Origin of the sequence: Pseudomonas sp. Sample_21, assembly GCF_004307525.1 — a bacterium.
Taxonomy (GTDB): Bacteria; Pseudomonadota; Gammaproteobacteria; order Pseudomonadales; family Pseudomonadaceae; genus Aquipseudomonas; species Aquipseudomonas atacamensis.
Genome location: NZ_RCNZ01000114.1, coordinates 61850 through 85991, shown reverse-complemented (window position 1 = coordinate 85991; position 24142 = coordinate 61850). Strand labels below are relative to the sequence as shown.

Sequence of the window (24142 nt, the reverse complement as noted above, 5' to 3'; positions counted from 1 at the left end):
TCCGACGTTTCGGGAGGGCTGGGGTGAGGGGGATGGATCTAAAGCACACCAAAAACTTCATCCAAAAAAAGCCCCTGAATTCAGGGGCTCTTCTGTCAGTGCGGCTGATAAACCGTAAGCATCTGCCCCGGCTTCAACGCCTTGCCCGCACCCGGGTTCCAGCGCTTGAGATGTTGCATCTCGACGTTGAAGCGCTTGGCCACCACATACAGGGTGTCGCCGCGCTTGACCTTGTACCGGGTCTGCTGCTTGCTCTCGTCCTTGCCTTTGCTCTTGGTATTCGCCGCGACCACGGTGTTGACCCGACCGGACTTGCGCGCCGGTGCACGCTTGGTGTTGTCCTGCATGACCAGGGTCTGGCCGACCTTGAGGTTCTTGCCGGTCAGCTTGTTCCAGCGCTGCAGATCCTTGACTTCGACCTTGTTGGCCTTGGCGATGGAGCCGAGGTTGTCGCCACGCTTGACCCGATAGGCGCGCTTGAGCTGTGCCACTTCCGACGGATCGGCGCCTTCGAACACCGGTTTCAGCGAGCGCGGGCTGATCAGTTCGTCCGGGCGCATGGTCTGCAGACTCGCGGTCAGCAGTTGCGCCTTGGACGTCGGCACCAGCAGATGCTGCGGGCCGTCGATGGTAGTGCGCTGTTTGAACGCCGGATTGAGCTGGAACAGTTCGTCTTCATCGATGTTCGCCACCGCAGCGACCTTGGACAGGTCCATGCGCTGGTTGATTTCGACGACCTGGAAGTACGGCTCGTTGGCGATTGGATTGAGGTTGACGCCGTAGGCTTCCGGTGCCAGCACCACTTGCGACAGCGCCAGCAACTTCGGCACATAGGCCTGGGTTTCCGCCGGCAGTGGCAGGTTCCAGTAGTCGGTGGGCAGGCCGAGCTTTTCGTTGCGCTCGATCGCGCGGCTGACGGTGCCTTCACCGGCGTTGTAGGCCGCCAGAGCCAGCAGCCAGTCGCCGTTGAACATGTCGTGCAGGCGAGTCAGGTAATCCATCGCTGCCGTGGTCGAAGCGGTGATGTCGCGACGACCGTCGTAGAAACGCGTCTGGCGCAGGTTGAAGTAGCGCCCGGTGGACGGAATGAATTGCCACAGGCCCACCGCATCGGCGCGGGAATAGGCCATCGGGTTGTACGCGCTCTCGATCACCGGCAGCAGGGCCAGTTCCAGCGGCATGTTGCGCTCTTCGAGGCGTTCGACAATGTAATGAATGTAGAGGCTGCCGCGTTCGCCGGCATTCTCGAGAAAAGAGGGATTACTGGCGAACCACAGGCGCTGTTGCTCGATGCGCGGATTGACGCCAAGGCCTTCCTGCAACTGGAAGCCCTGACGCATGCGTTCCCAGATGTCCTGGGGCGCCACGGGAGTGGGCTTCTCGGTCAGCCAGATCGGCTTCTGCTTGGCTCGCGCAGCAATGTTCGGCGTGTGCGTCGCTTCAGTCTGCGGAGCGTGGCTGGAGCAACCCGCCAGCGTGGCGGACACAGCCACCGCGATGGCTTGCGCCAGGCGGGTCAAAGCATCTGAATTGACGGACTTACGTATGGATGACGACATTGGCTGGAAGTAAGTTCCGGGCAAAAATGTCGGGCGATTCTAGAAAGCGCACCCCCTGCGGTCAACCATTGAGAATTTTTGTCCCGGCCGGCGCGCTTGTTAGAACTTGTCTTTCCATGCCCGCAGAGCCGCAAATACCTCGCTCGGCTCCCGGTTTTGAACGCCTTCCCGTTCGTCCACTTTTTGTGTAACCAATGTTTCAGAAGTGCGTAAAAACGGATTGGTGAGCTTTTCCAGGGCTAAAGTCGACGGCAATGTCATCACGCCGTTCTGCCGTTGCTGGGTGACCTTTTCCAGACGGGCGGCAATGTCCGGGTTGCCCGGCTCGACGGCGGCGGCAAATTTCAGATTGCTCAAGGTGTATTCGTGGGTGCAGTACACCAGCGTATCTTCCGGCAGGGCCGCGAGACGGCTGAGCGAGTGGTACATCTGCTCGGGCGTGCCTTCGAACAACCGGCCGCAACCGGCGGCGAACAGGGTGTCGCCGCAGAACAACAGGCCATGGTGGTAATAGGCGATGTGCCCCAGGGTGTGACCGGGCACCGCATAGACGTCGAAGTCCCAGCCGAGCACGCTGACGCTGTCGTTGTCCTTGAGCGCTATGTCACGCGCCGGAATGCTTTCGCTGGCCGGGCCGTAGACTTTGGCACCGGTCGCGGCTTTCAGGCGCTCGACGCCGCCGACATGGTCATGGTGATGGTGAGTGATCAGAATATCGCTGAGCACCCAGCCCGGATGCGCATCGAGCCACGCCTGCACCGGGGCGGCGTCGCCCGGATCGACCACCGCACAGCGCTGGGTCTGATGATCCTGTAACAACCAGATGTAGTTGTCGGTGAACGCGGGCAGGGCACTGATCTGTATCATCGTCGGAATTCGCCAAGCGGAAAACATTGGCGCATCTTAGTAGTTCCTGGCGCGTTGGAGAATGACATGACCGATAAAGCGTTCGCTCAGGCCGATCCCGACTGGCTGGCATTGATCAGCGCCGCCCGCGAATGGCTGTCGGGGCCGCTCGGGCAATTTCTGCTGGATGAAGAGCGGCGCATGCTCGACGACGAGCTCGGCCGGTTCTTCGGCGGTTATCTTGTGCATTACGGCCCGTCCGCCGAAACCCCGCCGGCCGCGCCGCAGGTGCAGCGTAACGTGCGTCTTGGCGCGCCGTTGCCCGGGGTCGAGATCGTCTGCGAAGAGCAGGCCTGGCCGTTGAGCGAGCACGCCGCCGACGTGGTGGTGATGCAGCATGGCCTGGATTTCTGCCTGTCGCCCCACGGTTTGCTGCGTGAAGCGGCGAGCAGCGTGCGCCCCGGCGGGCATCTGCTGATCATCGGCATCAACCCCTGGAGCACTTGGGGGCTGCGGCATTTCTTCGCCAATGATGCCCTGCGCAAGGCGCGCTGCATCTCGCCGTCGCGGGTCGCCGACTGGCTCAATCTGCTGGGCTTCGCGCTGGAGAAACGCCGCTTCGGGTGCTATCGTCCGCCGCTCGCGTCGCCCAAGTGGCAGCACCGCCTGGCCGGCTGGGAACGCAAGGCCGGTGACTGGCAGCTGTCCGGCGGTGGCTTCTATCTGCTGGTGGCGCGCAAGATCGTGGTGGGGCTGCGGCCATTGCGCCAGGAACGCCGCGAGCCGATGGGCAAGCTGATTCCGCTGCCGATGGCCAAGGTCAACCGCCGCCGCATCGAACCGTAAACCCTCTTTTATTTGTGGCCGGGCTTGTCCCGGCCGCGGTCATTGTCGATCCGTGATTGGCAGGACAGGCATTTTTCTGGAAAGACTGGCATGAGCGAAAGCGTGGAAAGCGTCGACACCGTAGAACTGTTCACCGACGGCGCCTGCAAGGGTAATCCCGGCCCCGGCGGCTGGGGCGCGCTGCTGGTGTGCAAGGGCGTCGAAAAGGAACTGTGGGGCGGCGAGGCCAACACCACCAACAACCGCATGGAGCTGCTCGGCGCGATTCGTGGCCTCGAAGCGCTCAAACGCCCATGCGAAGTGCTGCTGGTCACCGACTCGCAATACGTGATGAAAGGCATCAACGAGTGGATGGCCAACTGGAAGAAGCGCGGCTGGAAAACGGCTGCGAAAGAGCCGGTGAAGAATGCCGATCTGTGGAAAGAGCTGGACGAGCAGGTCAACCGCCACAAAGTCACCTGGAAATGGGTGCGCGGGCACATTGGCCATCATGGTAACGAGCGGGCGGACCAACTGGCCAATCGCGGCGTTGACGAAGTGCGTGGTTACAAGCAGAGCTGATTTCGCTTCTAACCGTGGCGTGGCCGTTCGCGAGCAGGCTCGCTCCCACAGGGAAATGTATTCCAGGCCTTGAATTGGAATGCATTCCAATGTGGTAGCGAGCCTGCTCGCGAAGGACCCGCCACGGTCTGACTGAAACACCCCGCCGAGCGTGTTAACATCCGCGCCTTTGCCCGATTGACCCGTTGAGAGCTGAGCACTGATGGCCACCAGATCCGTTGTACTCGATACCGAAACCACCGGCATGCCGGTGACCGATGGTCACCGGATCATTGAAATCGGTTGCGTCGAACTGATCGGTCGGCGCCTGACGGGCCGGCATTTTCACGTTTATCTGCAACCGGATCGCGAGAGCGACGAGGGTGCGATCGGTGTGCACGGTATTACCAACGAATTCCTCGTTGGCAAGCCGCGCTTTGCCGAAGTCGCCGACGAGTTCTTCGAGTTCATCCAGGGCGCACAGCTGATCATTCACAACGCGGCGTTCGACGTTGGCTTCATCAACAACGAATTCGCCTTGATGGGCCAGCACGATCGCGCCGATATCACCCAGCATTGCACCATCCTCGATACCCTGATGATGGCCCGGGAACGTCACCCGGGGCAGCGCAACAGCCTCGACGCGTTGTGCAAACGTTACGGCGTCGACAACTCCGGCCGTGAACTGCACGGCGCCTTGCTCGACTCGGAGATTCTCGCCGACGTCTACCTGACCATGACCGGCGGCCAGACCAGCCTGTCGCTGGCTGGCAACGCGTCCGACGGCAATGGCACGGGCGAGGGCGCCGACAACTCGGCTACCGAAATCCGCCGCCTGCCGGTCGATCGCCAGCCAGCACGCATCATCCGGGCGACCGAAGAAGAACTGGCGGCGCATCTGGTGCGGCTGGAAATCATCGCCAAATCGGCGGGTGCGCCGGCGTTGTGGACGCAGATTGCCGAGGCTGATGCGCAGGCCTGAAAAAACCGAAGATCAAAAGATCGCAGCCTTCGGCAGCTCTTACCGGGATTGCATTCCATAGTGGGGACCAGCAAGGCAGCGATTTTTTGCGTTTGGCGACATGGAGCCAAGTGGCCACTCTCGCCACATTCGTCGCAACCCTCTACCCTGAGTGCACTGGTCAGGTGCAAATCTGCCGCCTCAGGACACTGAGCCCCATGTACAAAGAGTTGAAATTTGCGCTGGCAATCATCCATCGCGACAGCAAGGTCGACACTGTCGGCTGCGTCAAGGAATGAGGACTTTTCCCAGTATGCAACCGGTCATGAATCCGAAATACCCAGGGTTGTCGGTGCGGGTCGCCGACGAAGGTTTTGCGCCGTATATCTGGGGCAGCGACTTCAGTTTCGAGGTCGCGGCCTACGGCGCTGCCGTGATCGGCAAACCGGTCGAGCAATGGCCGGTGACGCCAATCGTGCCGTACCGCAAGTGCTACGGCATCGATCCGGAAGAATTCAGCGCCTTTCACAACGCGCCCGACAGTGCGATTTTCATGGCGTACCTGGACGACGAGCCGGTCGGTCACCTGGTGATCAGCACCAACTGGAACGGCTTTGCCCACATCGATGAACTGGCGGTGCATGCCCCGGCCCGTCGCCACGGCGTGGCCAAGGCGTTGCTCGATGTCGCGCAGTTCTGGAGTCGCAAGAAGAAGCTGCCGGGCATCATGCTCGAAACCCAGAACAACAATCTCGGCGCCTGTCGGCTGTATGAGCGCTGCGGTTATGTGATCGGCGGCATCGACCAGTTGCGCTATCGCGGCATCGATCCGCATACCGCTGAAGTCGCGTTGTTCTGGTATCGCCTGTTCGATAATCCGCTGGAAAAACCACTCAGCTCGACAACATCGCCTCGGCTTGTTCCGTGACGATGGTCAGCAGTGTCTGAATCGCCGCCGACGGCGTGGCATGTTTGAAGGTCAGGGCGTAGAGGTTGATCGGCACAGCCGGTGAGAGCGGGCAGACGTCAAGCCCACCGGCGCGGGCGCCCACCGCGGTGAAGGGGTCGACGATCGCCAGGCCTTCGCCGGCCTCGACCATGCTGCGCATCATCTGATGGGTCTGCACGCGGGTCTGGATGCTTGGCGCCGGGCGCAGGGCCTGGAGTTTGTTTTCCAGTGCCGGGCTCAGCGGATCCTGACCTTCGAGACCGACCATGGCCTGACCGGCCAGATCCGCGAGGGAAATGTATTTCTGCTTGGGTTGCAGCCAGCCGTGCGGCGCGAGCAATTGCAGCTTGCCCTGGGCCAGCGGCTGGCAGTGGATATCGGGGTGTTCGGGATCGCGCAGGCTCAGGCCCAGATCGCTTTCGCGCAGTAACAGGCTGCGGACGATGTCGCGAGTCGGCGCGCTGAGCAGGCTGCACGGTGCGTCCGGCAAGCGCCGACGCAGAGTCGCAAGGCTTTGTGGCAGCAATTGCTGGGCCAGCGGCGGGGTGCCGATGATGCGCAGGGGTGGTGCGAGGTATTGCTTGAGGCTGCTGGCCAGACGCTGCACCGGCTCAAGCGCCTCGTAAACGTGTGCGATTTCCACCTGCAAAGCGCGCGCTTCGGGGGTCGATTGCAGGCGCCCGCGAACGCTGGCAAACAGCATGAACCCCAGCTGACTCTCGGCTTCGCGCAAGCGCTCTTCGACCTCGGTCACCGGCAATTGCAGCCATTCGGCGGCGGTGCCCAGGTGACCGGTCTGCAAGAGCGCCTGAATCACTTCGATGTGGCGTAAACGCATGCGTGAAGTCCATGTTCAGCAGGTGGGGTCAGACGCTGAATCCTACCCCAAGTCCGCTCGCATGACTTCTGCTCATAACGCTGGGTTATTGAGCGACGGTTGGCTCAGGTTCGCGAATCAGGGTAATGCCTGATTGAACCAGGAGAAACTCGCTGTCACTGACCTTATTGACCCGATCGCCAATAGCCAGTCTGTAAATGGGCTCCGAGCCAGTGGATCCGTCTGCAGACGGGTTCGATTCCTGGAATTCATGCACGGAATAAACGCGGCCTTCCGCATCTCTTGCATGAAACTGACCGACGAGTACTGCTGCCATCTGCTTAGAACCTCTGGAGATAAAACGCTTGATTTGCGGCTTTGTAGACCGTCACCAAGCTCGGTAAGTTTTCCTACAGGAAAAAAATATTCGCCGCGCAGGAAAAACCAATGACCACTGGTGAAAGCGTCACTGGATCATCTATAACTAGCGACTCTTCCCACGGACCATCGAGAGTCATCCATGAGCAATGTCTACAACGTCGCTGTAGTGGTCGGTAGCCTGCGCAAAGCATCGATCAATCGCAAAGTCGCACTGGCCCTCGCCGAACTGGCGCCGGCCAATCTCAAGCTCGAGATTGTCGAAATCGGTGAGCTGCCGCTGTACAACGAAGACATCGACGGCGCTTCTCCGCCGGCAGCCTACAGCACTTTCCGTCAGAAAGTGGCGTCATCCGACGCGGTGCTGTTTGTCACCCCCGAGTACAACCGCTCGATCCCGGCACCGTTGAAGAACGCCATCGACGTCGGTTCGCGCCCTTATGGCCAGAGCGCTTGGAGCGGCAAACCCGGTGCGGTGATCAGCGTATCGCCAGGCGCCATTGGTGGCTTCGGCGCCAACCAGCACCTGCGTCAGACCTTCGTTTTTCTCGATATTCACTGCCTGCAACAGCCGGAAGCGTATCTGGGCGGTGCGGGCAACGCGTTTGATGAAGCGGGCAAGCTGAGCGACTCGGTGAAGCCGTTCCTGCAGAAATTCATCGATGCGTACGGCCAGTTCGTCGAGCAACACAAGAAATAAACTTACCGAAACTCACTGTGGGAGCGAGCCTGCTCGCGAAGGCGGACTGTCAGATAACAATTTCACGTCTGACACACCGCTTTCGCGAGCAGGCTCGCTCCCACATTCGTTCGATTTCCACCCGTTTCGCTATTTGAAGGCTCCTGCGAATGCTCGCTGCGTCACTGATTTTCCTGCTGACCATCACCCTCGTCATCTGGCAACCCAAAGGTCTAGGCGTCGGCTGGAGTGCAACGTTGGGCGCCGTGCTGGCGTTGATTTTCGGCGTCGTCCACCTCACGGATATCACGCTGGTCTGGCAGATCATCTGGAACGCCACCGGCACCTTCGTGGCGCTGATCATCATCAGCCTGTTGCTCGACGAGGCTGGCTTTTTCAATTGGGCAGCGCTGCACGTGGCGCGTTGGGGGCGGGGCAGTGGGCGCAAACTGTTTGCCTTCATGGTGCTGCTCGGTGCGCTGGTCTCGGCGTTGTTCGCCAATGACGGCGCGGCGCTGATTCTCACGCCGATCGTGATTTCGATGCTGTTGGCGTTGCGCTTTTCACCGGCGGCGACGCTGGCATTCGTCATGGGCGCCGGGTTTATCGCCGATACGGCGAGCCTGCCGCTGGTGGTGTCGAACCTGGTCAACATCGTTTCGGCGGACTTCTTCCACATCGGCTTCAACCGCTATGCCGCGGTGATGGTGCCGGTGAACTTCGTCAGCGTGGCGGCGACGCTGGGCATGTTGCTGTGGTTTTTCCGTCGTGACATCCCGGCGGCGTACGATCCTGCACAACTGGAAAACCCGCAAACCGCGATCCACGACAAGGCGACGTTCTATGCCGGTTGGGCGGTGCTGGTGATCCTGTTGATTGGCTGCTTCGCTCTGGAACCGCTGGGCATTCCAATCAGCGCGATTTCTGCCGTGTGCGCCGCGCTGCTGCTGGGCATCGCTGCGCGCGGTCACAAAATCTCCACGCGCAAGGTTATGAAAGAAGCGCCGTGGCAGATCGTGATTTTCTCGCTGGGCATGTACCTGGTGGTGTACGGCCTGCGCAACGCCGGGCTCACCGGTTACCTCGCCGGATGGCTGGATGTGTTCGCCGGCCACGGCGTGTGGGGCGCGGCCATGGGCACCGGGGTGCTGACGGCGCTGCTGTCGTCGATCATGAACAACTTGCCAACCGTACTGATCGGCTTGCTGTCGATTGACGCCAGTCAGGCCAGCGGCGTGATCAAAGAAGCGATGATCTACGCCAACGTCATCGGTAGCGACCTTGGGCCGAAGATCACTCCGATCGGCAGTCTGGCGACCTTGTTGTGGTTGCATGTGCTGGAGCGCAAGGGCATTCACATCGGCTGGGGCTATTACTTCCGCGTCGGGATTGTGCTGACGGTGCCGGTGTTGCTGGTGACGTTGGCGGCGCTGGCGGTGCGGCTTTCGCTGTAGACCCGGGTGGGCCCGATCGCTGGCAAGCCAGCTCCCACAGGATTTGTATTCACCGCGAAACCTGTGGGAGCTGGCTTGCCAGCGATTGGGCCAGTTCAGGCACCACAAATCTCAGGTTTGCCCCGGCACATTCGGCCAAAGATCCGCCACCAGAAACAACCGCTCCGCCTCTTCCCATTCGCCCAAGGCATTCTCGGTCAGGCGCACCATCAACTGCGCCGGGGCCAGTGCTGGCAGGTCTTCCAGCCACAAGCGCAGATGTTCGTCCGCCCAGACCTGATCCGCCGGGTAATGCGCCGGCGCCAGCCAGGCGTGGCGGGGCAGGGGTTGCCAGCGGCCCGGCGGGCGTTGGGCGACAAACGCCGGCCAGTCCTTCTGATGCAGCCAACTGCCACGCAAATGTTGCGGATGCGCGCCGTGCGGTGACTCGGCCTGCCCGGGCCACGGATACAGCAGATAACCGCCCAGCCACAGCTGCGCGCTGAAGGTTTCGATATCCAGCGCCGCGAGCACTTCGCGGCTTTCCGGGCGCGCCGAGATCGGCAATTGATGCTCGGCCAGATGCGCCAGTTTGCGATCCAGCCGATCATGACAACCCGGCCCCAGCCACTGCGCGGGATCGCGGCCATTGCCATCCTGCGGGCCAAGGTAGAGCTTGATCGCCAGTTCCAGATGATGCACGCCGTCGCGGTCACGCAGCAGCATGTCCAGCTCGCCGAGGGTGTGCCCGGCGCGGCGGATTGGCAGGTTGGCGGCGATCAGTTCGATGCCCGGCGCATGCGAGACGGCGAACTGCCACAGGCGCTCGTAATACAGGCCCAGACGGCGGGTGCGCGCCTGCGCCAGCCATTGCAGCAGGCCGTAACTGTCGTGGTCGAGCTGGCGCAGCCAGTGTTCGAGACGCTGCGGGTCGTGCACCCAGTCGCTGCCGGCGAGCGGATGGCGCTGCGGCCACGGTGTAGCGGCGAGCATCGGCGGCGCGAGGATCACCCACGCCAGGTCCCGCACTTCGGGATGGCGTAACTGATGGGGCAACTGCAACAAGTCGGGAAACAGGATCATCTTGCGAGCATAGCCTTAAACCTGAGCGCACCCTTGAGGCTGAAAGGATTTTGTCTATCTGGCGCTTTCGCCCATAATCGGGTTTTCGCGTTTTCGATTGTCCGCAGAGGTCCCATGGAGCAATTTCGTAATATCGGCATCATCGGTCGCCTGGGCAGCTCCCAGGTGCTGGATACCGTCCGCCGACTGAAACGCTTTCTGCTCGACCGTCACCTGCATGTGATCCTCGAAGACACCATCGCTGAAGTCCTGCCCGGCCACGGCCTGCAAACTTCGTCGCGCAAGATGCTCGGCGAAGTCTGCGACATGGTCATCGTCGTCGGCGGTGACGGCAGCCTGCTCGGCGCCGCGCGGGCGCTGGCCAAACACAATATTCCGGTGCTCGGCATCAACCGTGGCAGCCTCGGCTTCCTCACCGATATTCGCCCGGACGAGTTGGAAATCAAGGTCGCCGAAGTGCTCGACGGCCACTATCTGGTGGAAAACCGCTTCCTGCTGCAAGCCGAAGTGCGTCGCCATGGCGAGGCCATCGGCCAGGGCGATGCGCTCAACGACGTGGTGCTGCACCCGGGCAAATCGACGCGGATGATCGAATTCGAGCTGTACATCGACGGCCAGTTTGTCTGCAGCCAGAAGGCCGACGGCCTGATCGTCGCCACGCCCACCGGCTCCACTGCCTACGCCTTGTCTGCCGGCGGGCCGATCATGCATCCCAAGCTCGACGCTATTGTGATTGTGCCGATGTACCCCCATACCTTGTCGGGACGGCCGATCGTGGTCGATGGCAACAGTGAGCTGAAAATCGTCGTGTCCAAAGATATGCAGATCTACCCGCAGGTCTCCTGCGACGGCCAGAACCACTTCACCTGCGCACCGGGCGACACCATTACCGTGAGCAAAAAGGCACAGAAGCTGCGCCTGATTCATCCGCTCGATCACAATTACTACGAGGTGTGCCGCACCAAGCTTGGCTGGGGCAGCAAGCTGGGGGGCGGAGGCGACTGATGCTCGATCCCGCGCGCAGTTACGACCTGATCGGTGACGTGCACGGATGCGCCATGACCCTCGAACACTTGCTGGACCGTCTCGGTTATCACAAGCAGGGCGGGGTCTGGCGGCATCCGTCACGCATGGCGGTGTTCGTCGGCGACATCATCGACCGTGGCCCGCGCATTCGCGAGGCGCTGCACATCGTCCACGACATGGTCGAAGCAGGGCAGGCGCTGTGCATCATGGGCAACCATGAATTCAATGCGCTCGGCTGGGTCACCCCGGCGCCACCGGGCAGCGGCAAGCAGTTCGTGCGCGAACACACCAAACGCCATGCGCGGCTGTTGCAGGAAACCCTGACTCAATTTGAAGACCATCCCGGCGACTGGCATGACTTCCAGCAATGGTTCTACGAGCTGCCGCTGTTCGTCGATGCCCGGCGCTTCCGCGTCGTCCATGCGTGCTGGGACGCCGGTCTGATCGAGCCGCTGCGGGCGTTGTTCCCCAATGGCTGCGTCGATGAGCATTTCCTCCAGGCCTCGGCGGTGCCCGGCAGCTTCGCCTGCACCGTGTTCGACCGCTTGCTGCGCGGCACCGACATGCGCCTGCCCGGTGGCTTGACCATGACCAGCGGCGACGGTCTGGTGCGTTCGTTCTTCCGCACCAAGTTCTGGGAAGACGATCCGAAAACCTACGGCGACATCGTCTTCCAGCCCGATGCACTGCCGGAACCTGTCGCGCAGACGCCGCTGACTTCAACCGAAAAGAATTCCCTGCTGCGCTATGGCGTCGACGAGCCGTTGCTGTTCGTCGGCCACTACTGGCGCAGCGGCAAACCGGCGCCGATCCGCCCGAACCTCGCGTGCCTGGATTACAGTGCGGTGCTCTACGGCAAACTGGTGGCCTATCGTCTGGACGAGGAAACGCGCCTGGATCCGCAAAAATTCGTCTGGGTCGATGTCGAGCGGCCGGAGGTCCTGCAATGAGTGCGGTAGCGGTATTGCGCCTGCCGTTGGCGGTGGATTTGAGCGGTTTTGTCAAACTGCTGCAACGCATGCAAGTGCCCCATCGGGTCAGCGAAGAGGCGGGCGAACAGGTGTTGTGGGCGCCGGAGGAAATCAGCGAGGACGTGCGTTCCTTGTACGAGCGCTTCCCGGCCGGCGACCCGGATCAGCAACTGGACATTCCCGTGGGCCAGACCTTCAAGCGCCCGAGCTTCGCCGAGCAGCTGAAACACGCCAGGGCCACCGGATTGATTCTGCTGTTGAGCCTGATTGTCGGCGGTCTGACCTTTCTCGGTGAAAATCTCGAGACCCTGCGCTGGCTGACCTTCCTCGATTTTCGCGTGATCGGCGAGTACATCCACTTCACGCCGCTGGCCGACAGTCTGGCGGCGGGGCAGTGGTGGCGGCTGGTCACGCCGATGCTGATCCACTTCGGCATCCTCCATCTGGCCATGAACGGCATGTGGTACTGGGAGCTGGGGCGGCGCATCGAGTCGCGCCAGGGCAGCATCAACCTGATCGGCCTGACGCTGCTGTTCAGTCTGGTGTCCAACTACGCGCAGTTCGTCTGGAGCGGCCCGAGCCTGTTTGGTGGGCTGTCCGGCGTGCTTTACGGCTTGCTCGGGCATTGCTGGATTTTCCAGTTGCTGGCGCCGAACCCGGCCTATCGTTTGCCGCGCGGCGTGCTGGTGATGATGCTGGTGTGGCTGGTGGTGTGCATGTCCGGGCTGATTTCGCTGATCGGTTTCGGCCAGATCGCCAACGCCGCGCACCTGAGCGGGTTACTCATCGGATGCTTCACCGGTTTGTTGGGCGGTTTGTATAACCGCCGTAAACTGGCCGTCTAACATTTTTTGTTTCAGTAAAGAGCACGGAGACCCTGATGTCCTCTTTCAACGACATGATCAGCACCATCACCCCGGACATCTACGAAAGCCTGAAACTGGCCGTGGAAATCGGCAAATGGTCCGACGGCAACAAACTCACTGCCGAACAGCGCGAGCTGTCGTTGCAGGCGATGATTGCCTGGGAAATCCAGAACCTGCCGGAAGACCAGCGTACTGGCTACATGGGCCCGCAAGAGTGTGCGTCGAAGTCGATCGAAGTGCCGAACATCCTGTTCAAGTCGGATGCCATCCATTGATCGAGATTGGCCGCGGTGCAATCAGTAAAATGTCGGCGCGTCTGGACGGGCCGAACGTGCAGTACGCGTTTCGTCTGGATGACGTCGAGGTGCCGGTCAATCCGTTGATCGGCAGCACGTTGCGTCTGGAATTCCTGGGGGCGATCCACTGCACCCATTGCGGGCGCAAGACCAAAACCAGTTTCAGTCAGGGTTATTGCTACCCGTGCATGACCAAACTGGCGCAGTGCGACCTGTGCATCATGAGCCCGGAGCGCTGCCACTTCGACGCCGGCACCTGCCGCGATCCGGTGTGGGGCCAGCAGTTCTGCATGACCGACCATGTGGTCTACCTGGCCAACTCGTCGGGGATCAAGGTCGGCATCACCCGTGCCACGCAGTTGCCGACCCGCTGGCTCGATCAGGGCGCGAGTCAGGCGCTGCCGATCATGCGCGTGTCGACACGGCAGCAATCGGGCTTTGTCGAAGACTTGTTCCGCAGTCAGGTGGCGGACAAGACCAACTGGCGCGCACTGCTCAAGGGCGATGCGGCGGCGGTGGATCTGGCGCAGGTGCGCGATCAGTTGTTCGAAAGCTGCGCTGAGGGCCTGCAAGGGTTGCAGGAGCGATTCGGCCTACAGGCGATTCAGACGATTGCCGATGTCGAACCGCTGGAAATCCGCTATCCCGTCGAGCAATACCCGGCGAAAATCGTCAGCTTCAACCTGGACAAGAACCCGATTGCCGAAGGCACGCTGCTGGGGATCAAGGGTCAGTACCTGATCTTCGACACCGGCGTGATCAACATTCGTAAATACACGGCTTACCAGCTCGCCGTGCATCAATAAGGATTCCAGCATGCGCACCGAACAACCGAAGATGATTTACCTCAAGGACTATCAGGCGCCCGAGTACCTGATTGACGAAACGCACCTGACCTTCGAGTTGTTCGAGGACCACAGCCTGGTTCACGCGCAACTGGTGATGCGCCGTAACCCTGAACGTGGCGCCGGACTGCCGCCGCTGGTGCTCGACGGCCAGCAACTTGAGCTGCTGTCGGTGACGCTGGCGGATCAGGAGCTGACCGCCGCTGACTATCAAGTCTCGGACAGTCACCTGACCCTGCAGCCGACCAGTGAAACCTTCACCCTCGACACCAGCGTGCGCATCCATCCGGAAACCAATACCGCGCTGGAAGGCCTGTACAAGTCCGGCACGATGTTCTGCACCCAGTGCGAAGCCGAAGGCTTTCGCAAGATCACCTATTACCTCGACCGCCCGGACGTGATGAGCAAGTTCACCACCACCGTCGTGGCCGAACAGCACAGCTACCCGGTGTTGCTCTCCAACGGTAACCCGATCGCTTCCGGCCCCGGCGAAGACGGCCGGCACTGGGCGACCTGGGAAGACCCGTTCAAGAAACCGGCGTACCTGTTTGCGCTGGTCGCCGGTGATCTGTGGTGCGTCGAAGACACCTTCACCACCATGAGCCAGCGCACTGTCGCGCTGCGCATTTATGTCGAGCCGGAAAACATCGACAAGTGCCAGCACGCGATGAACAGCCTGAAGAAGTCCATGCGCTGGGACGAAGAGGTCTACGGTCGCGAGTACGATCTGGACATCTTCATGATCGTCGCCGTCAACGATTTCAACATGGGCGCGATGGAGAACAAGGGCCTCAACATCTTCAACTCCAGCGCCGTGCTGGCCCGCGCCGAAACCGCCACCGACGCCGCGCACCAGCGGGTCGAGGCGATCGTCGCCCATGAATACTTCCACAACTGGTCGGGCAACCGCGTGACCTGCCGCGACTGGTTCCAGCTGTCGCTCAAGGAAGGTTTCACGGTGTTCCGCGATGCCGGTTTCTCATCGGACATGAACTCGGCGACGGTCAAGCGCATTCAGGACGTGGCGTACCTGCGTACCCACCAGTTCGCCGAAGATGCCGGGCCGATGGCCCACGCCGTGCGTCCGGACAGCTTCATCGAGATTTCCAACTTCTACACACTGACCGTGTACGAAAAGGGCTCGGAAGTGGTCGGCATGATCCACACCCTGCTGGGCGCAGAAGGCTTCCGCAAGGGCAGCGATCTGTACTTCGAGCGCCACGACGGCCAGGCCGTGACCTGCGACGACTTCGTCAAGGCCATGGAAGATGCCAATGGCGTTGATCTCAGCCAGTTCAAGCGCTGGTACAGCCAGGCCGGCACACCGCGTCTGGCCGTCAGCGAGTCCTACGACGCTGCGGCGAAAACCTACAGCCTGACCTTCCGCCAGAGCTGCCCGCCGACCCCGGACAAGGTAGAAAAACTGCCGTTCGTGATTCCGGTCGAGCTCGGCCTGCTCGACAGCCAGGGCAATGAAATCGCCCTGCGTCTGGCTGGCGAAGCCTCGGCACAAGGTACCACCCGAGTGATCTCGGTGACCGAAGCCGAGCAGACCTTCACTTTCGTCGACATCAACGAACAGCCTTTGCCGTCGCTGCTGCGCGGCTTCTCGGCGCCAGTGAAATTGAGCTTCCCGTACAACCGCGATCAACTGATGTTCCTGATGCAGCACGACAGCGACGGTTTCAATCGCTGGGATGCCGGTCAGCAATTGTCGGTGCAAGTGCTTCAAGAGTTGATCGGCCAACATCAGAAAGGCGAGAGCCTGAAGCTCGATCCGCGTTTGGTGTCGGCGCTGCGCACGGTGCTGTCCGACGAGTCGCTGGATCAGGCGATGGTTGCCGAAATGCTCTCGCTGCCGGGTGAGGCCTATCTCACCGAGATCAGCGAAGTGACTGACGTCGAGGCGATTCATGTCGCTCGCGAGTTCGCCCGCAAGCAACTCGCCGAAGGCTTGTTCGAAGCGCTGTGGCTGCGTTATCAGGCCAATCGCGATCTGTCGAAAAAGACTCCGTACGTCGCCGAGGCAGAGCACTTCGCTCGTCGCGCCTTGCAGAACATTGCCCTGTCGTACCTGATGCTCAGCGGCAAGCCGGAAGTGCTGGCGGCGGCGCTGGAGCAGTTCGAGACCGCCGACAACATGACCGAGCGCCTGACTGCGCTGGCGGTGCTGGTCAACTCGCCGTTCGAAGAACAGAAGGCCCTCGCCCTGGCCAGCTTCGCCGAGCACTTCAAGGACAATCCGCTGGTCATGGATCAGTGGTTCAGCGTGCAGGCCGGCAGCACCTTGCCGGGCGGTTTGGAGCGGGTGAAGGCGTTGATGCAGCACCCGGCGTTCAACATCAAGAACCCGAACAAGGTGCGGGCATTGATCGGCGCGTTCGCCGGGCAGAACCTGATCAACTTCCACGCGGCGGACGGTTCCGGTTATCGCTTCCTTGCCGATCTGGTGATCGAACTGAACGGCTTCAACCCACAGATCGCCTCGCGCCAACTGGCCCCACTGACTCGCTGGCGCAAATACGACAGCGCGCGCCAGGCTCTGATGAAGGCTGAGCTGGAACGCATTCTGGCGTCCGGGTCGCTGTCCAGTGACGTCTATGAAGTGGTGAGCAAGAGCCTGGCTTAACGCCGATTAGATGTTTGGGGCGTTTAATTGATCGTTCCCATGCTCTGCGTGGGAATGACTCTCTCGACGCTCTGCGTCGGCTTTGGGACGCAGAGCGTCCCTTGCTGCATTCCTTTGCTGCGCGTGGGAACGATCAACAAAAAATGCCGCTCAACGAGCGGCATTTTTATTGGTACAACAAACAGCTATTTACGCAGATCAAACCGATCCAGATTCATCACCTTCGTCCATGCCTTGACGAAATCGTTGACGAACTGCGCCTTCGCGTCGGAACTGGCGTACACCTCGGCCAACGCGCGCAATTGCGCATTCGAGCCGAACACCAGATCCACCCGAGTCGCCGTCCACTTTGGCGCCCCGGTCTTGCGGTCACGGCCTTCAAACTCATCGGCATCCCGTGACGTTGGGGTCCACTCAACTCCCATGTCCAGCAGGTGGGTGAAGAAGTCATTGCTCAGCGTTTCGGTTTTATCGGTGAACACGCCATGCCGCGTCTGGCCGACATTGGTGTTCAATACCCGCAAACCACCCAGCAGCACGGTCATTTCCGGTGCCGTGAGCGTCAGCAACTGCGCCTTGTCGATCAGCAGGGTTTCCGCCGCAACCGTGTATTTTCCTTTGCTGTAATTGCGGAAGCCATCGGCAATCGGTTCGAGGAAGCCGAACGATTCGACATCGGTCTGCTCCTGCGAAGCATCGACGCGGCCCGGTGAAAACGGCACCGACACTGAATGCCCGGCGTTCTGCGCGGCTTTTTCCACTCCGGCATTACCGGCCAGGACGATCAGGTCCGCCAGCGAGATCTTCTTGCCATTGGCAGCAGAACCGTTGAACTCGTTCTGAATGCCTTCCAGGGTGCTTAGCACCTTGTCCAATTGCTCGGGCTGGTTGGCCTGCCAGAACTTCTGCGGGGCCAGACGCAAGCGTCCGCCGTTGGCGCCACCGCGTTTGTCCGAGCCGCGGAAGGTCGATGCTGCAGCCCACGCGGTCGAGACAAGTTGCGACACTGACAACCCTGAAGCCAGCACCTTGTTTTTCAGCGCCGTGGCGTCGCTGTCATCGATCAGCGGGTGCGTCACGTCGGGCAGCGGGTCTTGCCAGAGCAATTCCTCTTGTGGAAATTCCGGGCCGAGGTAGCGGGAGAGCGGACCCATGTCGCGATGGATCAGCTTGTACCAGGCGCGGGCGAACGCGTCGGCGAGCTGATCGGGATTGGCCAGAAAGCGCCGCGAGATTTGTTCGTAGGCAGGATCGAAGCGCAACGCCAGATCGGAGGTGAGCATGGTCGGCGAGAGCTTCTTGTTCGGATCGTGAGCGTGGGGAACGGTGCCTGCACCCGCGCCGTTTTTCGGTTGCCACTGATGGGCGCCCGCCGGGCTTTTGGTCAGCTCCCACTCGAAGCCGAACAGGTTTTCCAGATAGTTGTTGCTCCACTGCGTTGGTGTGGTGGTCCAGGTCACTTCCAGACCACTGGTGATGGTGTCGGCGCCTTTACCGGTGCCGAAGGCGTTTTTCCAGCCCAGACCCTGTTGCTCCAGACCGGCCGCTTCCGGCTCTGGGCCGACATTGTCGGCCGGGCCGGCGCCATGGGTCTTGCCGAACGCGTGGCCGCCGGCGATCAGCGCCACGGTTTCTTCGTCGTTCATGGCCATGCGGCCGAAGGTTTCGCGAATGTCCTTGGCCGAGGCCACCGGGTCCGGGTTGCCTTCCGGGCCTTCCGGGTTGACGTAGATCAGGCCCATCTGCACGGCGGCGAGGGGATTTTCCAGATTACGTTCGCCCTGATCGGTACGGCTTTCTTCACGGCCATGCAAATCGGGCTCAGCCACCAGCGTGCCGTCGCCGGGCTCTTGCACCGGGCCATTGCTCTTGCCGTAACGGTTATCGCCACCCAGCCATTCGGTTTCCGAACCCCAGTACACGTCTTCATCCGGTTCCCAGACATCGGCGCGGCCCCCGGAAAAACCGAAGGTCTTGAAGCCCATGGATTCCAGCGCGACGTTGCCGGTAAGCACGATCAAGTCAGCCCAGGAAATATTGCGCCCGTATTTTTGCTTGATCGGCCACAGCAGGCGGCGGGCCTTGTCGAGGCTGACGTTGTCCGGCCAACTGTTGAGCGGGGCGAAGCGTTGCTGTCCGGAGCCGGCGCCCCCACGGCCATCGGCGGTGCGATAGGTCCCGGCGCTGTGCCAGGCCATGCGCACGAACAGCGGGCCGTAGTGGCCAAAGTCGGCTGGCCACCAGTCCTGAGAATCAGTCATCAGCGCTCTGATGTCTTGTTTCAGCGCCTGAAAGTCGAGGCTTTTGAAGGCCTTGGCGTAGTCGAAGTCCTGGCCCAGCGGATCGGACTTGGGGGAATGCTGGCTGAGGATTTTCAGATTGAGTTGATTCGGCCACCAGTCACGGTTCGTCGTACCGCCGCCGGCGGCGTGGTTGAACGGGCATTTCGATTCGTTTGCCATGTTCGTATCCCTATCAGGTCTGCGGCCGGCTCGTGCCGACTTCGGACTGGTAAGGCTAGACCCGAGTTGGCAAGTCGGCTAATAGCCCGACTATTGGATACCGATAGGCAAACTCTTTCACCGCACAGGTAGGTGTTGCCGAAGGCTGCGATCTTTTGCCTTTTATTTTTCATTGAACAGCAAGATCAAAAGATCGTCCGACCGCGGCCCGAGCCTCCGGCAGCGCCTACAGGGGTTAGCTGGATTGCGCGGTTTCGTCATCAGGAACGTCATCAAGGATGTCTTCCTGGCCGGGCAATTCGGTGATGACGCTGAAGTCGCTGACTTCAACCGCGCCATTGCCATACCCCAACAGATGAAACGAGAAGGCTTTGCGCGGCTGCGGGTTTTCAAAGCTGAAGTCCAACTCCAGTGGCTGGTCCGCCGTGGCGACCATTTCCGTAGGCAGGCCCAGTTGCACGTCCTGTTCAAATTCCTTGGCCTTGAGCTGAATGTACGCCGCCTGCTGCGGATCGACCGAGCGCACGGTCAGGCGCACGCGGGTGTGCGAGCCTTTGGGCATTTCCAGGTATTGCGCGCCGATCAGGTTGTCGGCCCAGTCATCCTTGATCTGCGCTTGCAGAGGGATGATGTTGTTGCCGCCGAACTGGTAGCGATGATTGAGCGGTGTGCGCAACAGGGACAAGTCGAGGGCATCGGCGCGCGCGGCGATCTGCCGGGCCGGATGGCCGCTGTAGGTGCCTTTGTAAGTAGCGCTTTCGGCGATGAAGCCGGTGCTTTGGTAGTAGCGGCAGCGGCGCGGCAGGTCGCACTCGGAGAAGATGCCCTGACCGTCGTGGTATCGCAGCTTGCCGTTGGTGAACGACATGATTTCTCGCCCGGAATCGTAGTCGCGAAACAGCGAGCGGCCGCTCAGCGCAGACGGCACCGGCAGGTCAAAATAGTCGAGGATCGAGGTGCTCAGATCGACATGGCCATAAACCCCGGCATTCAGACGCGGCAGTTGCGCCTGCTCCGGTGCCAGCGTCAGGTTGAAACCCCACGAGGAGGCCAGCCGCACGCCGTCGATGCCGTGGGATTCATCCGAGGTGATCACTACCAGCGTGTCCTTGAGAACGCCCTGGCGCTCAAGTCCGGCAAGAAATTGATCCAGCGCATCGTCGAGATAACCGACGGCAGCCTGCTTGGGCGTCTCATAACGCTGCAGATAATCCTCCGGTGCAGAGTAGGGCTGGTGGGTGCCGACTGTCAGCAGCGTGAGCATCCACGGCTGTTTTTGCTTCTTCAGTTGGCCGACATAATCCAGCGCACCTTCGAAGAACGCCTTGTCATCCTTGCCCCAGGGGAACTCCAGATAGTTGCTGTTGCTGAACCATTCCAGACCATGGGTCGCATCGAAACCGATGTGCGGCATGATCTTGTCTTTGGCCATGAAGCGCAGTCCGGCGCCCTGCAAGTAATGCGTGCTGAAGCCGTGCTCGCGCAATTGTGCCGGCAGGCAGGCCTGATTGCGTTCGTTGAGGGTGAGCATTTCCACGCCTTTGGGCGTGCCATTGTTGAGCTTGTCGTAGTCACCGCAGAGCATGGCGTACAGACCGCGAATGGTCTGATGGGTGTGCAGCACGTAATCCGGGGTGTTCATGCCGCGCTCGGCCCAGCGGCTGAGGTTGGGCATCAGGTCTTCCTGATAATGACTGCCGATCGCCTCACGGTTGGCACGGATGTAGGCGCCGGGGATGCCTTCGAGCGCGATGATCAATACATTGCGCGCCTGGCCCGGCGCGGCGAGCAGCTTCTGGCCATTGAGATCGACGTCGGTGAGCCCGGCCATCGCCGGTGTGGGTTCTTCAACGTCGCCGTCGAGCCATTCCTCGGCCTGGATCTGCATGTCGGCGACTTCACTGGCGAGCAACTGATGCGGCAGGTTGTACAGGCGCCAGGCGTCGCCGTCATTCGGCCACAGGTTTTGCGCGCCCCAATGGGCGGCGAACAACACAATAGGCGCGGCCCAGACGGAGCGAGGCAGAGCAGGGCGAGACAAGCCGCGAGCAACAAACTGAGTCAGCAGCCAGAAAGCCAGGGCACCCAGCAAAGCCATGGCCAGGGCAGGGTGCGCAAGTCCGCCGCCAGTGGAGTTTTCGACGAATTGCGGGTCGATCAGGTAGTGAATATCCGAAGGCGTCGGCAGGCGGCCGACGGCGCTGACCAATTCTGCCGTGGCGATCGCCAGCAGCGCCCAGAACATCAGCACCGGCAAGGCCAGCCACCATGCGCGGCGATGCAGCGTTACCACCAGCAAACTGCCGACGGCCAGATCCGACAAAAAGCCCAGCGGGTTCGACCAGCCCAGCGCCGCCCGCAGGCACACCGGCACGACCAATACCAGAGCGATGAGAGAAAGAAGGCGGGCATTCGGCCGCCGCAGCCAGTTGAAAAGAGCGCTCACAAAAAAGGCCTGCTTGTCATCAAAGGGTCAAAAAAGTGTGGGTGATGATACCAAGGGCAGAAAGGCTGATCGGCTTTTAAAACCTGCGGCTGGCGATCGCTGATACGGCGCGTGCCCATAGCGGGCGTGGGTTGTGGGACGTATGGCTGTTTTTCGGAGGGGCAGTTTTTTGTTTCAGACTGTTGTAGGTCCATCCACTGCTCCTGAATTCCAGCAGCAGACGTCAAAGCGCTCAGTGCTATCGATATGCGATAAGGATATTTAATTTCTTTTTTTTATAGCTATAAAGTCAGGCCTTTCAGCCCACCCCCATGCTGCGAGGTTGTCATGGCCACACCGTTCAAACGTTCTGCGCTGACTCTGTTGGCCGCAACTCTGGCAGCGGGCGCGCTGTTCAGCAGCGGCGCCCGGGCCGAGGGCAAAATCAGCATCGCCCAGCAATTCGGCATCGGTTACCTGATTCTCGACGTCGTGCGCGATCAACAATTGATCGAGAAACACGGCAAGGCTCAGGGCCTGGAGATCAAGGTCGACTGGAACAGCATTTCCGGCGCCACGGCGATGAACGAGGCGCTGCTCACCGGTGCGCTGGACGTCGTCTCGGCCGGCGTGCCGCCGATGCTCACCGTGTGGGATCGCACCAAGGGCAAGCAGAACGTCAAAGCCATCGCCGCGCTGGGGTCGATGCCCAATTACCTGCTGACCAACAACCCGAACATCAAAACCCTCAAGGACTTCAGCGACAAGGACCGCATCGCCGTGCCAGCCGCAGGCGTAGGCTTCCAGTCGCGCACTCTGCAGATTGAAACCGCCAGGCAATTCGGTGACGACCAGTTCAAGAAGTTCGACAACATTTCGGTCAGCCTGCCGCACCCGGACGCCACCGCCGCGCTGATTGCCGGTGGCTCGGAAATCAACTCGCATTTCTCCAGCCCACCGTTCCAGTACCAGGCGCTGCAAAACCCCAACGTGCATAAAGTGCTGAGCTCCTACGACATCCTCGGCGGCCCGGCGACGTTCAACGTGCTCTACACCACGGAAAAATTCCACGACGAAAACCCGAAAACCTACAAGGCGTTCTACGACGCACTGGCCGAAGCCGAGAACATCATCAAAGCCGACAAACCCGCCGCCGCCCAGGCCTACATTCGTGTAGAGCAATCGAAACTGCCGCTGGCCCTGGTCGAGCAAATCGTCAAAGACCCGGAAATCGACTTCACCGTCGTACCGCAACGCACGTTTATCTATGCCGAAAAATTGCAGGAATTGGGCGTGCTGAAGAACAAGGCGGGGAGCTGGAAGGATTACTTCTTTGAAGAGGCGCATGGTGGTGCGGGGAGTTGAGGCGAGTGCAGCAGGATCCTGTGGCCTTACGCTGCCGAGCTTGGTTGACGCTTCATGCTGCTGAGTAGTGGCTGTCCGTTGCCGGACAGCCGTCCCGAACCATCATGCAACGACCTTGAATGTGCTCTGGAAAACTTGGTTGTCGGGCCACCAGCGGAACGTACAGGTGACCGAATTGTTTTTGCTGCGCTCCAGACCCCAGCGGGGAACGATTCCGTAAGTTTCTGTCACGTTTGCGCTGGGAACAATATCGGTACTCAGACTGCTGCCGTCGGCAAAAGTGAAATTCAGATTGAGACGGGTCATTTGCTCCGTCGGCGTTATCTGCGCGCCGATGTCGCTGATCCTGGATAGCGAAATCTCGGTTTTCTCGGCATTCAACCCTTGGAACTTAAAAGGAAAGGCTACTGTGCTAGTCATCTTTGCAATGCTCCATCTGATCAATGAGACCCCTGCAATCATTGCCGGGAGTAGGCAGGATAGGGCGCATGGCATCGATGCAACACTGTAAAAGTTGACAGTTTTTAGCATGAATCGAAATCAACTACGGCTGTTTGCCACCCCTCACAGCAGTTTGCGAATCGGATTCTGCTTCCGGATCCTCGAAAATACTTTCAATGGCCAATCCAAACGTTCGCGCGATCTGAAACGCCAGCGGCAGGCTCGGGTCGTAGCGTTCATTTTCGATGGCGTTGATGGTCTGGCGCGAGACGTTCAAGCGCTCCGCCAGATCGACCTGTGACCACTTGCGCTCGGCGCGCAGCGCCTTGAGGTGATTTTTCATTGATAGCGACGTCGGGCGATTTGCAGACCGAGGATCCACATCGCGGCCATCACCGGCCATACGCAGGTCCACGGTATGTGCGGGGCGCCGATATTTTCGAGAAAGCCATAGCTGAACGTCAGTAACGCGGAAGCGGCGAAGGCAAAGCCCAGCGCTTCAAACTGGATGCGCAGGTGCATTTCATCCAGGCGCCGCAGGTTGCGCACGATAGCCCAGCACATCAATCCGGCGGGGATCATCGGCGCCAGCGCGACGGCTGAACGCAACAGCAGATGGGCGTCCAGAAAATGTTGGCTGGCAACCACCGAGGCGATCAGCACGAGCGTGTACAGCGTCAATGCGGCGCCCATTTCGAGGTAATAGCGATTCATGTTCAACTCCC

24 protein-coding genes are annotated in these 24142 nt (G+C 60.7%); 13 read left to right on the top strand and 11 right to left on the bottom strand.

Annotation, left to right across the window (positions count from 1 at the left end; genetic code table 11):
- Window positions 1–95: 95 nt before the first annotated feature.
- Both D8U71_RS21895 and gloB read right to left on the bottom strand, forming a co-directional pair.
- Window positions 96–1559 (bottom strand): transglycosylase SLT domain-containing protein, encoded by a 1464-nt coding sequence (locus tag D8U71_RS21895; protein ID WP_016774157.1) that lies wholly within the window; start codon window positions 1557–1559, stop codon window positions 96–98.
- Between the two features lie 99 nt (window positions 1560–1658).
- Window positions 1659–2426, bottom strand: coding sequence for a hydroxyacylglutathione hydrolase (gene gloB / locus D8U71_RS21890; RefSeq protein WP_130888666.1), 768 nt, complete (start codon window positions 2424–2426; stop codon window positions 1659–1661).
- Window positions 2427–2492: 66 nt separating this feature from the next.
- On the opposite strand from gloB, the gene D8U71_RS21885 reads away from it, so the two are divergent.
- The 4 genes from D8U71_RS21885 to D8U71_RS21870 all read left to right on the top strand — a co-directional run bounded on the left by D8U71_RS21885 (window position 2493) and on the right by D8U71_RS21870 (window position 5680).
- A complete protein-coding gene (locus D8U71_RS21885; protein WP_130888665.1) occupies window positions 2493–3251 on the top strand; it encodes a methyltransferase domain-containing protein in 759 nt (252 codons plus the stop codon).
- Between the two features lie 90 nt (window positions 3252–3341).
- Window positions 3342–3812, top strand: coding sequence for a ribonuclease HI (rnhA, locus tag D8U71_RS21880; RefSeq protein WP_007910572.1), 471 nt, complete (start codon window positions 3342–3344; stop codon window positions 3810–3812).
- Between the two features lie 202 nt (window positions 3813–4014).
- Window positions 4015–4773 (top strand): DNA polymerase III subunit epsilon, encoded by a 759-nt coding sequence (gene dnaQ / locus D8U71_RS21875; RefSeq protein WP_024012494.1) that lies wholly within the window; start codon window positions 4015–4017, stop codon window positions 4771–4773.
- 292 nt (window positions 4774–5065) lie between these two features.
- A complete protein-coding gene (locus tag D8U71_RS21870) occupies window positions 5066–5680 on the top strand; it encodes a GNAT family N-acetyltransferase (RefSeq protein WP_016774208.1) in 615 nt (204 codons plus the stop codon).
- Here D8U71_RS21870 and D8U71_RS21865 read toward each other — a convergent pair.
- Both D8U71_RS21865 and D8U71_RS21860 read right to left on the bottom strand, forming a co-directional pair.
- Entirely contained in the window at window positions 5646–6539 is an 894-nt protein-coding gene (locus D8U71_RS21865; RefSeq protein WP_130888664.1) for a LysR family transcriptional regulator, read from the bottom strand. The genes D8U71_RS21870 and D8U71_RS21865 overlap by 35 nt on opposite strands.
- 85 nt (window positions 6540–6624) lie before the next feature.
- Window positions 6625–6855 (bottom strand): hypothetical protein, encoded by a 231-nt coding sequence (locus tag D8U71_RS21860; protein WP_016774209.1) that lies wholly within the window; start codon window positions 6853–6855, stop codon window positions 6625–6627.
- 183 nt (window positions 6856–7038) lie between these two features.
- Between D8U71_RS21860 and D8U71_RS21855 the strand changes: the two genes are divergently transcribed.
- Window positions 7039–7596 carry an NAD(P)H-dependent oxidoreductase gene (locus D8U71_RS21855; RefSeq protein ID WP_024012496.1) on the top strand — a complete coding sequence of 186 codons (558 nt, stop codon included), beginning with the start codon at window positions 7039–7041 and terminating at the stop codon, window positions 7594–7596.
- Window positions 7597–7745: 149 nt separating this feature from the next.
- Window positions 7746–9029 (top strand): arsenic transporter, encoded by a 1284-nt coding sequence (locus tag D8U71_RS21850; protein WP_130888663.1) that lies wholly within the window; start codon window positions 7746–7748, stop codon window positions 9027–9029.
- A gap of 111 nt (window positions 9030–9140) precedes the next feature.
- Here D8U71_RS21850 and D8U71_RS21845 read toward each other — a convergent pair whose 3' ends face one another.
- Window positions 9141–10091: a DUF1853 family protein gene (locus D8U71_RS21845; RefSeq protein WP_130888662.1), complete on the bottom strand. Its 951-nt coding sequence runs from the start codon at window positions 10089–10091 to the stop codon at window positions 9141–9143.
- A 114-nt stretch (window positions 10092–10205) separates the two neighbouring features.
- Here D8U71_RS21845 and D8U71_RS21840 point away from each other — a divergent pair, with 114 nt between their 5' ends.
- The 6 genes from D8U71_RS21840 to pepN are packed head-to-tail and all read left to right on the top strand — an operon-like array spanning window position 10206 to window position 16724.
- Window positions 10206–11096, top strand: a complete 891-nt coding sequence (locus D8U71_RS21840) for an NAD(+) kinase (RefSeq protein ID WP_016774212.1) — start codon at window positions 10206–10208, stop codon at window positions 11094–11096.
- Window positions 11096–12067 carry a metallophosphoesterase gene (locus D8U71_RS21835; RefSeq protein WP_130888661.1) on the top strand — a complete coding sequence of 324 codons (972 nt, stop codon included), beginning with the start codon at window positions 11096–11098 and terminating at the stop codon, window positions 12065–12067. Before D8U71_RS21840 ends, D8U71_RS21835 begins: the two co-directional genes overlap by 1 nt.
- A complete protein-coding gene (locus D8U71_RS21830) occupies window positions 12064–12933 on the top strand; it encodes a rhomboid family intramembrane serine protease (protein ID WP_130888660.1) in 870 nt (289 codons plus the stop codon). Before D8U71_RS21835 ends, D8U71_RS21830 begins: the two co-directional genes overlap by 4 nt.
- Window positions 12934–12968: 35 nt before the next feature.
- A complete protein-coding gene (locus D8U71_RS21825) occupies window positions 12969–13229 on the top strand; it encodes a DUF1315 family protein (RefSeq protein ID WP_130888659.1) in 261 nt (86 codons plus the stop codon).
- Window positions 13226–14056, top strand: a complete 831-nt coding sequence (locus D8U71_RS21820; RefSeq protein ID WP_024012501.1) for a DUF2797 domain-containing protein — start codon at window positions 13226–13228, stop codon at window positions 14054–14056. The genes D8U71_RS21825 and D8U71_RS21820 overlap by 4 nt, the downstream gene beginning before the upstream one ends.
- 10 nt (window positions 14057–14066) lie before the next feature.
- The gene (gene pepN, locus D8U71_RS21815; RefSeq protein WP_130888658.1) at window positions 14067–16724 is read left to right on the top strand and encodes an aminopeptidase N; all 2658 of its coding nucleotides are present in this window, start codon (window positions 14067–14069) and stop codon (window positions 16722–16724) included.
- Window positions 16725–16909: 185 nt separating this feature from the next.
- Here pepN and katG read toward each other — a convergent pair whose 3' ends face one another.
- The 3 genes from katG to D8U71_RS21800 form a co-directional block, all read right to left on the bottom strand.
- Window positions 16910–19186: a catalase/peroxidase HPI gene (katG, locus tag D8U71_RS21810; RefSeq protein ID WP_130888657.1), complete on the bottom strand. Its 2277-nt coding sequence runs from the start codon at window positions 19184–19186 to the stop codon at window positions 16910–16912.
- Between the two features lie 235 nt (window positions 19187–19421).
- Window positions 19422–21632: an LTA synthase family protein gene (locus D8U71_RS21805; RefSeq protein WP_130888656.1), complete on the bottom strand. Its 2211-nt coding sequence runs from the start codon at window positions 21630–21632 to the stop codon at window positions 19422–19424.
- Window positions 21629–21826 carry a hypothetical protein gene (locus tag D8U71_RS21800; RefSeq protein ID WP_130888655.1) on the bottom strand — a complete coding sequence of 66 codons (198 nt, stop codon included), beginning with the start codon at window positions 21824–21826 and terminating at the stop codon, window positions 21629–21631. Before D8U71_RS21800 ends, D8U71_RS21805 begins: the two co-directional genes overlap by 4 nt.
- A gap of 133 nt (window positions 21827–21959) precedes the next feature.
- Between D8U71_RS21800 and D8U71_RS21795 the strand changes: the two genes are divergently transcribed.
- Window positions 21960–22976 (top strand): ABC transporter substrate-binding protein, encoded by a 1017-nt coding sequence (locus D8U71_RS21795; protein ID WP_130888654.1) that lies wholly within the window; start codon window positions 21960–21962, stop codon window positions 22974–22976.
- Window positions 22977–23078: 102 nt separating this feature from the next.
- Here the strand turns inward: D8U71_RS21795 and D8U71_RS21790 are convergent, their stop codons facing one another.
- The 3 genes from D8U71_RS21790 to D8U71_RS21780 all read right to left on the bottom strand — a co-directional run bounded on the left by D8U71_RS21790 (window position 23079) and on the right by D8U71_RS21780 (window position 24131).
- Window positions 23079–23396, bottom strand: coding sequence for a hypothetical protein (locus D8U71_RS21790; RefSeq protein ID WP_130888653.1), 318 nt, complete (start codon window positions 23394–23396; stop codon window positions 23079–23081).
- Between the two features lie 124 nt (window positions 23397–23520).
- On the bottom strand, window positions 23521–23760 hold the full coding sequence (locus D8U71_RS21785; RefSeq protein ID WP_125926181.1) for a helix-turn-helix transcriptional regulator: 240 nt from the start codon (window positions 23758–23760) through the stop codon (window positions 23521–23523).
- Complete coding sequence (locus D8U71_RS21780; RefSeq protein WP_123441672.1) at window positions 23757–24131, bottom strand: hypothetical protein; 375 nt, start codon at window positions 24129–24131, stop codon at window positions 23757–23759. The genes D8U71_RS21785 and D8U71_RS21780 overlap by 4 nt, the downstream gene beginning before the upstream one ends.
- Window positions 24132–24142: the final 11 nt, after the last annotated feature.

Coding starts and splice junctions, on each gene's coding strand:
- D8U71_RS21895 (WP_016774157.1), bottom strand. CDS start 1,559: ATGTCGTCATCCATACGTAAGTCCGTCAATTCAGATGCTTTGACCCGC.
- gloB (WP_130888666.1), bottom strand. CDS start 2,426: ATGATACAGATCAGTGCCCTGCCCGCGTTCACCGACAACTACATCTGG.
- D8U71_RS21885 (WP_130888665.1), top strand. CDS start 2,493: ATGACCGATAAAGCGTTCGCTCAGGCCGATCCCGACTGGCTGGCATTG.
- rnhA (WP_007910572.1), top strand. CDS start 3,342: ATGAGCGAAAGCGTGGAAAGCGTCGACACCGTAGAACTGTTCACCGAC.
- dnaQ (WP_024012494.1), top strand. CDS start 4,015: ATGGCCACCAGATCCGTTGTACTCGATACCGAAACCACCGGCATGCCG.
- D8U71_RS21870 (WP_016774208.1), top strand. CDS start 5,066: ATGCAACCGGTCATGAATCCGAAATACCCAGGGTTGTCGGTGCGGGTC.
- D8U71_RS21865 (WP_130888664.1), bottom strand. CDS start 6,539: ATGCGTTTACGCCACATCGAAGTGATTCAGGCGCTCTTGCAGACCGGT.
- D8U71_RS21860 (WP_016774209.1), bottom strand. CDS start 6,855: ATGGCAGCAGTACTCGTCGGTCAGTTTCATGCAAGAGATGCGGAAGGC.
- D8U71_RS21855 (WP_024012496.1), top strand. CDS start 7,039: ATGAGCAATGTCTACAACGTCGCTGTAGTGGTCGGTAGCCTGCGCAAA.
- D8U71_RS21850 (WP_130888663.1), top strand. CDS start 7,746: ATGCTCGCTGCGTCACTGATTTTCCTGCTGACCATCACCCTCGTCATC.
- D8U71_RS21845 (WP_130888662.1), bottom strand. CDS start 10,091: ATGATCCTGTTTCCCGACTTGTTGCAGTTGCCCCATCAGTTACGCCAT.
- D8U71_RS21840 (WP_016774212.1), top strand. CDS start 10,206: ATGGAGCAATTTCGTAATATCGGCATCATCGGTCGCCTGGGCAGCTCC.
- D8U71_RS21835 (WP_130888661.1), top strand. CDS start 11,096: ATGCTCGATCCCGCGCGCAGTTACGACCTGATCGGTGACGTGCACGGA.
- D8U71_RS21830 (WP_130888660.1), top strand. CDS start 12,064: ATGAGTGCGGTAGCGGTATTGCGCCTGCCGTTGGCGGTGGATTTGAGC.
- D8U71_RS21825 (WP_130888659.1), top strand. CDS start 12,969: ATGTCCTCTTTCAACGACATGATCAGCACCATCACCCCGGACATCTAC.
- pepN (WP_130888658.1), top strand. CDS start 14,067: ATGCGCACCGAACAACCGAAGATGATTTACCTCAAGGACTATCAGGCG.
- katG (WP_130888657.1), bottom strand. CDS start 19,186: ATGGCAAACGAATCGAAATGCCCGTTCAACCACGCCGCCGGCGGCGGT.
- D8U71_RS21800 (WP_130888655.1), bottom strand. CDS start 21,826: ATGGACCTACAACAGTCTGAAACAAAAAACTGCCCCTCCGAAAAACAG.
- D8U71_RS21795 (WP_130888654.1), top strand. CDS start 21,960: ATGGCCACACCGTTCAAACGTTCTGCGCTGACTCTGTTGGCCGCAACT.
- D8U71_RS21790 (WP_130888653.1), bottom strand. CDS start 23,396: ATGACTAGCACAGTAGCCTTTCCTTTTAAGTTCCAAGGGTTGAATGCC.
- D8U71_RS21785 (WP_125926181.1), bottom strand. CDS start 23,760: ATGAAAAATCACCTCAAGGCGCTGCGCGCCGAGCGCAAGTGGTCACAG.
- D8U71_RS21780 (WP_123441672.1), bottom strand. CDS start 24,131: ATGAATCGCTATTACCTCGAAATGGGCGCCGCATTGACGCTGTACACG.